The 13,187-nt window shown below is 62.3% G+C and carries 11 protein-coding genes; 1 reads left to right on the top strand and 10 read right to left on the bottom strand.

Features of this window, described 5'->3' with window-relative positions; translation table 11 throughout:
- Window positions 1–22: 22 nt before the first annotated feature.
- The 7 genes from ACIQWO_RS17255 to ACIQWO_RS17225 form a co-directional block, all read right to left on the bottom strand.
- The gene (locus ACIQWO_RS17255; protein ID WP_069340032.1) at window positions 23–748 is read right to left on the bottom strand and encodes an amino acid ABC transporter ATP-binding protein; all 726 of its coding nucleotides are present in this window, start codon (window positions 746–748) and stop codon (window positions 23–25) included.
- Complete coding sequence (gene gltK, locus ACIQWO_RS17250) at window positions 745–1,425, bottom strand: glutamate/aspartate ABC transporter permease GltK (protein WP_402826491.1); 681 nt, start codon at window positions 1,423–1,425, stop codon at window positions 745–747. Before gltK ends, ACIQWO_RS17255 begins: the two co-directional genes overlap by 4 nt.
- Window positions 1,425–2,165: an amino acid ABC transporter permease gene (locus ACIQWO_RS17245; RefSeq protein ID WP_150575659.1), complete on the bottom strand. Its 741-nt coding sequence runs from the start codon at window positions 2,163–2,165 to the stop codon at window positions 1,425–1,427. The genes gltK and ACIQWO_RS17245 overlap by 1 nt, the downstream gene beginning before the upstream one ends.
- A 105-nt stretch (window positions 2,166–2,270) precedes the next feature.
- Window positions 2,271–3,179: a glutamate/aspartate ABC transporter substrate-binding protein gene (locus tag ACIQWO_RS17240; RefSeq protein ID WP_402826487.1), complete on the bottom strand. Its 909-nt coding sequence runs from the start codon at window positions 3,177–3,179 to the stop codon at window positions 2,271–2,273.
- Between the two features lie 164 nt (window positions 3,180–3,343).
- Complete coding sequence (locus tag ACIQWO_RS17235; protein ID WP_150575657.1) at window positions 3,344–4,630, bottom strand: Glu/Leu/Phe/Val dehydrogenase; 1,287 nt, start codon at window positions 4,628–4,630, stop codon at window positions 3,344–3,346.
- A 310-nt stretch (window positions 4,631–4,940) separates the two neighbouring features.
- Window positions 4,941–5,897, bottom strand: a complete 957-nt coding sequence (locus tag ACIQWO_RS17230) for a LysR family transcriptional regulator (RefSeq protein WP_402826484.1) — start codon at window positions 5,895–5,897, stop codon at window positions 4,941–4,943.
- Window positions 5,898–6,023: 126 nt separating this feature from the next.
- Entirely contained in the window at window positions 6,024–7,937 is a 1,914-nt protein-coding gene (locus ACIQWO_RS17225) for an ABCB family ABC transporter ATP-binding protein/permease (protein ID WP_402826481.1), read from the bottom strand.
- A gap of 140 nt (window positions 7,938–8,077) precedes the next feature.
- Here ACIQWO_RS17225 and ACIQWO_RS17220 point away from each other — a divergent pair, with 140 nt between their 5' ends.
- Window positions 8,078–8,497 (top strand): acyl-CoA thioesterase, encoded by a 420-nt coding sequence (locus tag ACIQWO_RS17220; protein WP_402826478.1) that lies wholly within the window; start codon window positions 8,078–8,080, stop codon window positions 8,495–8,497.
- Window positions 8,498–8,604: 107 nt separating this feature from the next.
- On the opposite strand, the gene ACIQWO_RS17215 is transcribed toward ACIQWO_RS17220, so the two are convergent.
- From ACIQWO_RS17215 to ACIQWO_RS17205, 3 genes are all read right to left on the bottom strand, one after another.
- Window positions 8,605–9,372 (bottom strand): enoyl-CoA hydratase, encoded by a 768-nt coding sequence (locus ACIQWO_RS17215; protein ID WP_039396125.1) that lies wholly within the window; start codon window positions 9,370–9,372, stop codon window positions 8,605–8,607.
- A 146-nt stretch (window positions 9,373–9,518) separates the two neighbouring features.
- Window positions 9,519–10,718, bottom strand: coding sequence for an acetyl-CoA C-acyltransferase (locus ACIQWO_RS17210; RefSeq protein WP_402826473.1), 1,200 nt, complete (start codon window positions 10,716–10,718; stop codon window positions 9,519–9,521).
- A 17-nt stretch (window positions 10,719–10,735) separates the two neighbouring features.
- A complete protein-coding gene (locus ACIQWO_RS17205; RefSeq protein WP_402826470.1) occupies window positions 10,736–13,180 on the bottom strand; it encodes a 3-hydroxyacyl-CoA dehydrogenase/enoyl-CoA hydratase family protein in 2,445 nt (814 codons plus the stop codon).
- Between the last annotated feature and the right edge of the window lie 7 nt (window positions 13,181–13,187).

The following is a 13,187-nucleotide window of genomic DNA, read 5'->3' as shown; positions in this document are numbered from 1 at the left end:
TTCATTCCTGCGCTGGCGGCGATCAGTGAAGGATCTTGGCCAGGAAGTCCTTGGCGCGGTCCGACTTCGGATTCGCGAAGAACTCGTCCTTCTGGTCGTCTTCCACGATGATGCCCTGATCCATGAAGATCACGCGGTTGGCGACCTTCTTGGCGAAGCCCATTTCGTGCGTGACCACCATCATGGTCATGCCTTCCTGCGCCAGTTCGACCATCACGTCGAGCACTTCGTTAATCATTTCCGGGTCGAGCGCCGAGGTCGGCTCGTCGAACAGCATGGCGATCGGGTCCATGCACAGGGCACGGGCGATGGCCACACGCTGCTGCTGACCGCCCGAGAGCTGGCCCGGGAACTTGTGAGCGTGCGCCTTCAGACCCACGCGCTCAAGCAGCTTGAGGCCCTTGTCGCGCGCCGCGTCCTTGCTGCGACCCAGCACCTTGACCTGTGCGAGCGTCAGGTTTTCGGTGATCGACAGGTGCGGGAACAGTTCGAAGTGCTGGAACACCATGCCGACGCGCGAGCGCAGCTTGGCCAGGTTCGTCTTCGGATCGGCGACCGAGGTACCATCGACGATGATCTCGCCTTGCTGGATCGGCTCCAGACCGTTGACGGTCTTGATGAGCGTGGACTTGCCCGAACCCGACGGGCCGCACACCACCACGACTTCACCCTTCTTGACTTCAGTGGAGCAGTCCGTGAGCACCTGGAACTGGCCGTACCACTTGGAGACGTTTTTAAGGGTAATCATTTCGCCAACCTCTTTTGAAGACGTTTAACCAACATCGAAACCGTGAAGCAGATCACAAAGTAGACCGCCCCGGCAAACACAATCATGGCAGGCAGCGTGCCGTCACGCTGACCGACCGAGTACGCCATGCCGAAGAAGTCGGACAGGGCGATCGCGTACACGAGCGAGGTATCCTGGAACAGAATAATGCCCTGCGTGAGCAGCAGCGGCACCATGTTGCGGAACGCCTGCGGCAGCACCACGAGGCCCATCGCCTGCCAGTACGACATGCCCAGCGCGAAAGCGGCGGACATCTGACCACGCGACACGCTCTGAATACCGGCGCGGATAATTTCCGAATAATACGCCGCTTCGAAAAGCGAGAAGGCCACGAGCGCCGAGACCATCCGGATATCCCACGTCGGCGGCACGTCGAGCAGCGAACGCAGCACCTGCGGCACGATCAGGAAGAACCACAGCAGCACCATCAGCAGCGGAATCGAGCGGAACACGTTCACGTACAGATCCGCGAACCACTTGAGCGGCGCCACACCCGACAGACGCATCATCGCGAGCAGCGTGCCCCAGACGATACCGACGACCACGGCCAGCGCAGTCACCTGCAGCGTGGTGATCATGCCCTTGACGAGCAGAGGCCACGCGTCGACGACACCGCCCCATGCAAAGATCTCGAACATTATTTGCCCCCGATGTAGCCCGGCAGGCGGGTCTTGGCTTCGATGAAGCGCATGAGCACCAGCACCGCGATGTTGATGATCATGTAAGCCACCGTGATAACGATGAACGACTCGTAGCTATGCGCCGTGTAGTCGATAAGCTGCTTGCCCTGGCCCGTCAGTTCGAGCAGGTTCACCGTCGAAATCACAGCCGAGTTCTTGAAGATGTTGACGAACTCCGACGTAATCGGCGGAATCACCACACGGAACGCGACCGGCAGCAACACGAAGCGGTAGGTCTGCGGGAGCGTCAGCCCCATCGCGAGACCGGCATTCTTCTGGCCCTTCGGCAGCGAATTGATACCGGAGCGCACCTGTTCGCACACCCGTGCCGCCGTGAACAGTCCCAGACCGATCACACCTGTGAGCAGCGAGACGTTAGCGGGGTTGAGCGAGAACAGCCATTGGCGAACCGCTTCCGGCAGGAAGTCGGGGGCAACGTAATACCAAAAGAACAACTGCACGAGCAGCGGGATGTTCCGGAACAGTTCGACGTAAGCCGCCGCGAATCCGGAAATCCATTTGTTTGGGACGGTGCGCATCACCCCGAGCACGGAGCCGACGACGAGCGCGATGATCCAGCCGCCGAGGCCGACCTCAAGCGTGAGCTTGAGACCCGAGAGCACCCAACCGAAGTAGGTGCTGTCCTCACCGGTAGCAACCGGCTGGAAGAAAAAACTGAAATCGAGACCGAAAGCCATGATCTCCCCTCTTCTACTTGTCTTGCTTAAAAAGAAGCGGAAGGATTGACTCCTTCCGCTTCGGAATTACCTGCTTACGCCGGGTGAATCAGCGAGCCTCGCGGCTTACTTTGCGGCGTTGACGTCAGCGCTGTCGTTCGGATTCTTCCACAGGGCAGCCATTTCAGCCGACGGTGCGAAGTCCATGTTCACACCACCCAGTGCCGGAATCGGCTGTTGGAACCACTTGGCGTAGTCCTTTTGAGCCTGACCCGACTTTTGGTAGTCGGCGACAGCCTTGTCCACCACCTTCTTGAACGCCGGATCGTCCTTGCGCATCATGCAGCCGTAGGCTTCGTACGAAGCGGCCTTGCCGACAATGCTGTAGTCCTTGGCATCCTTGAACTTGGCACGTTCGCCTGCGAGCAGTGCGTCGTCCATCATAAAGGCCACGGCACGACCCTGATGCAGCGTGATGGCGGCTTCGCCGTGATCCTTCGCGCTGATGATGTTCATGCCCATGTTGTCTTTCTGGTTCATCTCGCGCAGCAGACGCTCAGACGTCGTACCTGCCGTCGTGACGACGTTCTTGCCCTTCAGGTCCGCGAAATCCTTCACGCCCGACGTATTCTTCGTCAGCAGACGCGTGCCGATGATGAAGAACGTGTTCGAGAAGGCAGCCTGCTTCTGACGGTCGGCGTTGTTCGTGGTCGAACCGCACTCGATGTCGATCGTGCCGTTCTGAACCAGCGGAATGCGGTTCTGCGACGTGATCGGCGTCTGCTTGACGTCCAGCTTCGCGAGCTTCAGGTCTTTCTTGACTTCAGCAACGATCGCCTGAGCGACGTCGTTGGCATAACCGACAACATTGTGGTTGTTGTCATAGAACGAGAACGGGATCGACGATTCGCGGTTTCCCAGCGAAACGATGCCCGTGTCCTTGATCTTCTTGAGGGTACCAGCTTCCTGAGCCTGAGCAGCACCTGCCATCAGGCCAACACAGCACATCGCCAACGCAATTTTCGAGAGGGTCATTCCTTGGTCTCCTTGGCAAAAACGAGTGCATTTTAGCACTGCAATTACCGATTTTTTTATTCTCGATTGTTCGGAACGAGCGTCTTTTTTGACGTAACTCGCCCCGAACGTTCCTTTTTACGCACGAATGCGTACTACTACTTAGCCGGACTATACCCTATCGATCAGGGGTACAGACCACGCATTTCACGCGCTTGCAGAATACGGCTACACGCCACGATGAATGCCGCTGTACGCAGCGAAACCTGATGCTCCTGCGCCACGTGCCACACGCCGTCGAATGCCTCGCGCATGATGCGCTCCAGACGCTGGTTGATCTCTTCCTCGGTCCAGAAGAAGCTCGAGAAGTCCTGGACCCATTCGAAGTACGACACCGTCACACCACCGGCGTTGGCGACCACGTCCGGCACCACAAGAATGTTCTTGCTACGCAGGATGTCGTCCGCAGCCGTCGTGGTCGGGCCGTTGGCACCTTCCACCACGACCTTGGCGCGGATCTGGTCGGCGTTCTTCTCGGTGATCTGGTTTTCCAGCGCGGCCGGGATCAGGAATTCGCAGTCGATCGACCAGAATTCCTCGTCCTTCATGGTTTCTGCGGCCGGGAAGCCACCCACGCCGCCGGTCTCGGCCACGTGCTTGAGCAGGTTCGGCACATCGAGGCCGTCCGACTTGTAGATCGTGCCGGTGTGATCTTGCACGCCGATGACATGCGCGCCGGCTTCATGGAACAGACGGGCAGCGATACCGCCCACGTTGCCGAAGCCCTGCACGATCACGCGCGCACCGCGCACGTCCATGCCCAGACGGCGGGCTGCTTCGCAGCTCACCACGAACACACCGCGGCCGGTCGCTTCGCGGCGGCCCAGCGAGCCACCCAGCGAAATCGGCTTGCCGGTCACGACGCCCGTGGCAGTGGAACCCTCGTTCATCGAGTAGGTGTCCATCATCCACGCCATGATCTGCTCATTGGTGTTGACGTCCGGTGCCGGAATGTCCTTCGTCGGCCCGATGATGATGTTGATTTCGCTGGTGTAGCGACGCGTCAGACGCTCCAGCTCGCCACGCGACAGCTTGCGCGGGTCGACGCGGATACCGCCCTTGGCGCCGCCGTAAGGCACGTTCACCGCTGCGTTCTTGACCGACATCCAGGCCGACAGGGCCATGACTTCGGACAGCGTTACGTCCTGGTGGAAACGCACGCCGCCCTTACCGGGGCCGCGCGAGGTGTTGTGCTGAACGCGATATCCCTCGAAGTGGGCGATGGTGCCGTTGTCGAGTTCGATCGGGCAGTCGACCACGAGAATACGCTTCGGGCGCTTGAGGGTTTCGACCCAGCGCGAGAGCGAACCGAGGTAGGGGGTAACGCGGTCGACTTGTTGGAGGTAGTTACCCCACGGACCGAGGTGTTCGGCGTCGAGGTAAGAGGGCAAGGCATGTGACGTTTGAGACATCGTTGGATTCTCCGGCTTCAATCTGCACCGCCGGCACACACCGCGCCAGCGACACGAATGGCTGGCACTTTACAAAGAACCTCGATTAACAATCCAATGCCGAATAAACATGCATCTATGCAATTCCTGCATAGATGTGAGCACACCCTCATTTCGCCGGTACGTCAGGCAAATCGACGTGATCACGCGTCAAAGGAGACGTCCTTACCGGATGCGAATAGCCCTTCGCGCGGCGTAGCCCTACTACGTATCCGGTCTATTGAAGACGCCTATCCGACGGCTTCCCGCAGCCGTTTGAGAGGCGGGAGACCTAGCCTTTGACCTGATCCCGAACGGCCTGCCAGAAGGCCTCGACGACATCGCGCTTGGCACGCTCGCGGCGGTTGCTCGCGTCCGTATAGGCGAGCCTGTCGCGATACAGACGGATTTCCATATCCAGATGCCAGGGCGTCGCGGCTTTGCCCGGAGGCGCGAGGTCGATCAGTTCGCCGCGCGCCACCGAGTCGACCACCGCGCTCTCGGGCAGGAACGCCACGCCGTGTCCGGCGAGCACCATCGCTTTGAGCGCCTCCGCCATGTCCGTTTCGTAGACCTTGTCCAGATGCGGACGGCTCGACACGTCCCCCACGAGCAGATCGGCCATCCGGCCGAGGTAGGCGTTGGACGTATAGGCCAGATACGGCACCGGCGCTTCCGGGGTTCCGGGCAACTTGAAACGCGCGCGCTTTTGCGCGACTGGGGCGCTGTACGGACTGAAGCGCTCGCTGCCGAGCACGATCATCTCGTAGCGCGCCGAGTCGAGCTGCAGCGGCTGGCTCGGGTGGTAGTAGCACATCAGAAGATCGCAGCCGCCGTCGGTGAGCGACATGGCCGCATCGTGCACGTTGAGCGCGCGCAAACGGCTACGCAGCAAGCCCTGACGCTTCTCCAGCAACTTGAGCCAGCGCGGGAAGAACGTCATGGAGAGCGTGTGGGGGACGGCGAAGTCGATCACCGAATGGTCGGCAGAGCGCTGTTCGCGCAGCAACGCGCGGGCTTCCTGCGCCTGCGCAAGCAACGTCAGCGCCTGCTCGTAGAAGACCTCGCCAGCGGGCGTGAGGCGCGTCGGATAGCTGGAACGGTCGATGAGTTCGCTGCCCAGCCACGCTTCGAGCGACTGGATACGCCGCGAGAACGCGGGCTGCGTCACGTGACGCAATTCCGCCGAGCGGCTGAAACTGTTCGTCTTGGCGAGGGACACAAAGTCCTCGAGCCACTTGATTTCCATGCGGTGCTCCCGCGCAGGCGATGTCAGTGCGCCAGTCTACTCAATCGCCTGCCGGGATGACAGACCCGCGCCCGTCATCCTCACGCAGAATTGCGCACAAGCACGCACAATCACGCCAAGTCGCGATCAGGACACCACCGTGGCGAAGTGCGATGCCTCGGCATCCCCTTCCCCGCCGCGACGCTGCTGCTGCAACGCCCACATTTGTGCGTAGAGGCCTTCGGCGTGAAGCAACTGATCGTGCGTACCGCGCTCCACGATGCGTCCCTTGTCGAGCACGATGATCTGCGCCGCGTGCACCACCGTCGAAAGACGGTGCGCGATGACGAGCGTCGTCCGCTCACGCGCGATGTTGCGCAACTCCGTCTGAATCGCCTGTTCCGAGCGCGAATCGAGTGCCGACGTCGCCTCGTCGAAAATCAGAATATGCGGATTCTTGAGGATGGTCCGCGCAATCGCCACGCGCTGCTTTTCACCGCCGGAGAGCTTCAGCCCGCGCTCGCCGACCATCGACTCGTAACCGGCGGGCAAGCTTTCGATGAAGTCATGAATGTGCGCGGCCCGCGCGGCGGCAATCACCTGCTCGCGCGATGCGGACGGATTGCCGTACGCGATGTTGTAGTAAATGGTGTCGTTGAACAGCACCGTATCCTGCGGCACGATGCCGATGGCGGCGCGCAGCGAATCCTGCGTGACGTTCCGAATGTCCTGACCGTCGATGGAAATGCGTCCGCCGTCGAGTCCCGGGAAACCTACGTCGTAGAAGCGGAACAGCAGGCGCGAAAGCGTCGATTTGCCCGAGCCGCTATGGCCGACGACAGCCGTGGTCGTCCCCGCAGCAATGGTGAAATCGACGTCGTGAAGAATCTGGCGTGCAGGCTCGTAGCCGAAGTTCACGTGTTCGAATCGCACGGTGCCACCATTGCATATCAACGGCTGCGCACCCGGCGGATCGGCCACTTCGCGATTCACGTCGAGCAGCGTGAACATGCGGTCCATGTCGGTCATCGCCTGCTTGAGCTCACGATAGATCACGCCGAGGAAATTCAGCGGAATGTAGAGCTGCAACATGAACGTGTTGACGAGCACGAGATCGCCGAGCGTCATGCGTCCGCTCATCACGCCCTGCGTGGCATGCCACAGAATCAGAATCAGCCCGCTGGCGATGATCACCTGCTGGCCGAAATTCAGCACCGACAGCGAGTTCTGCGAACGGATGGCGGCCGCGCGATAACGCTTGAGGTTCTCGTCGTAGCGCTGCGTCTCGAAGGCTTCGTTGCCGAAGTACTTCACCGTCTCGTAGTTGATGAGCGAATCGATGGCGCGGGCGTTGGCCTTCGAGTCGAGTTCGTTCATCGTGCGACGAAAGTGCGTGCGCCACTCCGTGACCTTCACTGTGAAGGTGATGTAGAACACGAGCGCCACGAGCGTGACGATGGCGTAGAACGCTTCGTAGCGCACGACGAAGAAGCCGAGCACCAGCGCGACTTCGATGAGCGTGGGCAGAATGCTGTAGAGCGAGTACGAGATCATCGACTGGATGCCTCGTGTGCCCCGCTCGATGTCGCGACTCATGCCCCCCGTCTGCCGCTCCAGATGGAACCGCAGCGACAGCGCGTGCAGATGCCGGAACACCCTGAGCGCGATCTGACGCACGGCGCTCTCCGTCACCTTCGAGAACAGGATTTCGCGCAGTTCGGTGAAGAGCGACGTCGACAGGCGTACAAAACCGTAAGCGATCACCAACATGCCAAGGCCGCCCACGACGATCAGGCTCGGATCGTTCGTGGCGCGAGCCGTGGCCGAGAGCGACGCCACCGGGCCGAGGGCGTCGACGATGTGCTTCATGATGACCGGCACGCCGAGGTTGGCGACCTTCGCCAGGATCAGGCACGACAGCGCGAGCGTGACGCGGCCGCGAAACTCCATCAGATACGGGATCAGGGATTTAATGACCTGCCAGTCGCCGCGCGCCGGTTTGGCGGCATTGGGCTTGCCGGAGGCCGCCGGCGCGGGCTCGGCCGGAGTAAAACGTCTCATGGTGGGGTGGGGCGGCGTCCGGCTCGGGAGAGGGCTTTCCGCTAGAATCGTCGATGACGTATTTTCGCAGAACCCGGCGACGTGCGCTGAATCCCGCCAAATCGACGCCGGCCGGCTTTCCCGCTCTAGCAAGGAACCTCATGAGTACCCCGACCCCTGCCCTCACGGCCCTGCCCGAAGAAAAAGAACTGGCGTTGCGCGTGATGCCGATGCCCGCCGACGCCAACGCCCATGGCGACGTCTTCGGCGGCTGGATCATGTCTCAGGTCGACATCGCCGGTTCGATCCCCGCCGCACAACGGGCAAACGGCCGTGTGGCGACCATCGCCGTCAATTCATTCCTGTTCAAGGAGCCGGTCTTCGTCGGCGACTTGCTCAGCTTCTACGCCACCATCGTCAAAACGGGCAACACGTCGATTACCGTCTACGTCGAGGCGTACGCCCAGCGCATGCGCCTGTCGCACGAGATCGTCAAAGTGACCGAGGCGATGGTGACGTACGTGGCGACCGACGAAGACCGCCGTCCGCGCCCGCTGCCGAAGCTCGACGCCATCAGTTGAGCCTCTGGGACGGCTGCCAGACGTAAAAACGCCGCACGCCTCGCGAATCGGGGCGTGCGGCGTTTGTCTTTCCCGCTGGCGGACAGACGGTCCAAAAGCGGCAGAACTTACGAAATCTTCGTGAAATCCGGCTTGCGCTTCTCGAAGAAGGCCGTGAACGCTTCACGGGCCTCGGGCGACAGCAGACGCTTGGCGAACTCGACGCCCTCCTCGCCAATGCGTGCCTGTACGTCGCTTGCACCGTCAGCCTTCATCAGTTGCTTGGTCACGCGCAGCGACCCGGCAGGCATGGCGGCCAGTTGCGCAGCACGCTTCGCCGCAAACTCTGCCAGTTCGGCCGCTGGCACGATCCGGTTGACGAAACCCATGGCGACCGCTTCGTTCACGTCGAACGGCTCACCGAAGAGCAGCTTCTCAGCGGCGCGGTGATAGCCCGACACACGCGGCAGCAGCCAGCTCGACGCCGCCTCCGGGCAAAGTGCCAACTGCGAGAACGGCAGCGCGAAACGGGCCGAATCGGCCGCGTAGACCACATCGCAGTGCAGCAGCATCGTGGTGCCCACACCGACGGCATTGCCCGCCACGGCGGCCACGATCGGCTTGGTCGCCTGACTGATTGCACGCAGGAACTGGAACACGGGCGCACTCTCGTCCTTCGGCGGATTTTTCAGGAAGTCTTCGAGGTCGTTGCCCGCCGAGAAGGCTTCGGGCTGGCCCTGAATCAGGATCACGCGCAGCGAAGCGTCGTCTTCGGCTTCGTTGATTCCGTCCGCGAGCGCCTGATACATGTCGGCGGTGATCGCATTCTTCTTCTGAACGCGGTTGAGCGTGAGCACCTGCACCGCGCCCTGACGCTGCACCAATACGTCTTCCATCGTGTGTGTCTCCTCGGTGTCTCAGTAGCGACAGATGACGACGCCGGGGGCAGCCACGCATTCGCGAAACCGCACCCCGGCGTCCTGAGCCGTCGTCAATCGTAGTGTCTGACGTGCCGCCCGCGCACGGACGGCATCCGCCCGCCTTACATGCGCTCGATGATGCCCGCCGCGCCCATGCCGGTACCCACGCACATCGTCACCATGCCGTACTTCAGGTTGTGACGGCGCAGCGCGTGCACCACGGTCGCAGCGCGAATCGCGCCGGTCGCGCCCAGCGGGTGACCCAGCGCAATAGCGCCCCCCATCGGGTTGACCTTGCTGGTGTCGAGGTCCAGATCCTTGATGACGGCGAGCGCCTGCGCGGCGAACGCTTCGTTCAGCTCGATCCAGTCCATGTCCTGCTGGCTCAGCCCTGCGGCACGCAACGCCGCCGGAATCGCTTCCTTCGGCCCGATGCCCATGATCTCGGGCGGCACGCCGCGCACGGCGAACGACACGAAGCGCGCGAGCGGCGTGAGGTTGAACTGCTTGAGGATCTTTTCGCTCACGACGAGCAGCGCACCGGCGCCGTCGGACGTCTGCGAGCTGTTACCGGCCGTCACCGAACCCTTGTTCGCGAACACCGGACGCAGCTTGCCCAGCCCTTCGATGGACGTGTCGGGACGCGGACCTTCGTCGAGCGAGAGCAGGCGCGTCTTGACCGACACTTCGCCCGTTGCCAGATTCGGGAAACGCTCGACGATCTCGATCGGCGTGATCTCGTTCGTGAACTCACCGGCTTGCTGCGCCTTGATCGCCTTCTGGTGCGAAGCCAACGCGAAGGCGTCCTGCGCTTCGCGGGTCACGCCCCACTGCTGCGCAACCTTCTCGGCGGTCAGCCCCATGCCGTAGGCGATGCCCACGTTCTCGTCGCGCTCGAAGATCGACGGCGAAAGCGACGGCGTGTTGCCCATCATCGGCACCATGCTCATGCTTTCGATGCCGCCAGCGATCATGGCGTCGGCTTCGCCCACACGAATGCGGTCGGCGGCCATCGCCAGCGCGGTCAGGCCCGAGGCGCAGAACCGGTTGACGGTCACACCCCCGACCGTGTTCGGCAGTCCCGAGAGCAGCGCACCGATACGCGCCACGTTCAGGCCCTGCTGGGCTTCGGGGATGGCGCAACCGATGATCGCGTCCTCGATGACCTTCGGATCGAGATCCGGCACCTGCGAGAGCGTGCTCTTGAGGATGGTCGCGAGCAGATCGTCCGGACGCGTGTTCTTGTAGCTGCCCTTGGGTGCCTTGCCGATCGGCGCACGCGTGGCGGCAACGATATAGGCGTCTTGCAGTTGTTTGCTCATGTCAGTCTCCGGTCGGCTTAGTTGCGCACCGGCTTGCCGGTCTGCAGCATGCCCATGATGCGTTCCTGGGTCTTCGACGTGCCCAGCAGTTCGATGAAGGCGCGACGCTCAAGCGCCAGCAGCCATTCTTCGTTCACGAGGCTGCCCGCTTCGACATCGCCGCCGCACACGGCTTCGGCAATGCGCGAGGCGATCAGGAAATCGTGCGCCGAGATGAAGTTGCCGTCGCGCATGTTCACGAGCGACGCCTTGATCGTCGACACGCCCGAGCGGCCTGCCACCGGAATGCCTGCCGGTTTGAGCGGCGGACGATACCCGGCAACCGACAGCGCGCGCGCTTCGTTGCGGGCGACCGACAGCAGTTCGTGCACGTTGTAGACGATCGTGTCCGACGGCTTGAGATAGCCCATGTCGCGGGCGTCGATCGCGGAGGCCGAGACCTTCGCCATCGCGGCGTTGGTGAACGACTTCGTCACGAATTGCAGATACTGGACGCTACCGGCAGCGGTGGCCGCTTCGGCCGCGCGGATCGCCGCTTCCTTCAGACCGCCGCCGCCCGGCACGAGGCCGACGCCGACTTCCACGAGACCGATGTAGCTCTCCAGCGCCGCCACGCGCTTGGCGCTATGCAGCAGCAGTTCGCAGCCACCGCCCAGCGCGATACCGGACACGGCCGAGACGACCGGCACCTGTGCGTACTTCACGCGCATCATGCCGTCCTGGAATTTCTTGATGAACGGCTCGATACCCTTGGCGCCGCCCATCATGAAGGCGGGCATGGCGGCTTCCAGATCGGCACCTGCCGAGAACGGACCGCCCGGCGCGCCGAGCTTGAGCGACGTCGGCTGCCACACGACCACACCGCGATACTGCTGCTCGGCCAGATCGATGGCGCGGGTCAGACCGTCGATGACGTCCGGCCCGATGGTGTTCATCTTCGTCTTGAACGAGACGATCAGCACGTCGTCCTGACCCGGGGTCTCGTCGACCCACAGACGCACGGCGTCGGTCTCTTCGATGGTCTTGCCGAACTTACGCGGATCGGCGCTGGCTTCGCCCACGAGCGAGGCCGGGAACACCTGACGCTGATACACCGGCAGCGTGCTGCGCGGCACGAAGGCGTCCTTGGCCGGGTTGTACGAGCCTTGCGCGGTGTGAACGCCACCGGCTTCGGCCACCTTACCGCCCGTCACCCACTTGGGCAGCGGAGCGTTCGACAGAGCCTTGCCCGCGTCGATATCTTCCTGCACCCACTGGGCGATGTCCTTCCAGCCCGCAGCCTGCCAGTCCTCGAACGGACCCGTGGTCCAGCCGAAGCCCCAGCGAATCGCGAAGTCGACTTCACGTGCGTTGTCGGCGATCTGCTCCAGATATACGCCGATGTAATGGAAGACGTCACGGAACACGGCCCACAGGAACTGCGCCTGCGGGTTGGTCGATTCGCGCAGCAGACGCAGACGCTCGGCCGGTGCCTTCTTCAGAATGCGCGCGACCATTTCGTCGGCCTTCTTGCCCGACTCGACGTACTCACCCGTTTGCGGGTCGAGCACCTTGATGACCTTGCCTTCCTTCTTGTAGAAGCCCGCGCCCGTCTTTTGACCCAGCGCGCCCTTCTCCACGAGTGCTTTGAGCACGGGCGGCGTGGCGTACGTCGGGGCAAACGGGTCGTCCTTGAGGCCGTCCTGCATCGTCTTGATGACGTGTGCCATCGTGTCCAGCCCGACCACGTCGGCGGTACGGAACGTGGCCGACTTGGCGCGACCGAGCTTGCTGCCCGTCAGGTCGTCGACGACGTCGAACGGAATGCCGAACTTCTGCGCTTCGGCGAACACCGCCAGAATCGAGAAGACACCGACACGGTTCGCGATGAAGTTCGGCGTGTCCTTCGCACGCACGACACCCTTACCGAGCGTGGACGTGAGGAACGTTTCGAGCTGATCGAGAATTTCCGGCGCGGTCGTTGCGGTCGGGATCAATTCGACCAGATGCATGTAACGCGGCGGGTTGAAGAAGTGCACGCCGCAGAAGCGTGCCTTCAGATCGGCGTCGAAGCCTTCCGAGAGTTCGGTGATCGACAGACCCGACGTGTTCGACGCGAAAATCGCGTGCTTGGCCAGATGCGGCGAGACCTTCTTGTACAGGTCGTGCTTCCAGTCCATGCGTTCGGCGATCGCTTCGATCACCACGTCGCAGCCAGCGAGCTTTTCGAGGTCGTCCTCGTAGTTCGCGGCTTCGATGTATTGTGCGTCGGCCTTGTCGGCAAACGGCGCAGGGCTCAGCTTCTTCAGGCTCTCGATGGCGCGCGTGACGACGCCATTCTTCGGGCCTTCCTTGGCGGGCAGATCGAACAGCACGACGGGCACTTTCGCGTTGACGAGGTGCGCGGCAATCTGCGCACCCATCACGCCGGCGCCGAGTACGGCAACCTTGCGTACGACCAGGGGTTTGTTGGTTTGGCTCACGGTGATC

Origin of the sequence: Pandoraea sp. NPDC090278, from assembly GCF_044772185.1 — a bacterium.
Classification (GTDB): Bacteria; Pseudomonadota; Gammaproteobacteria; order Burkholderiales; family Burkholderiaceae; genus Pandoraea.
This window is presented reverse-complemented; position numbering and strand designations above follow the sequence as displayed.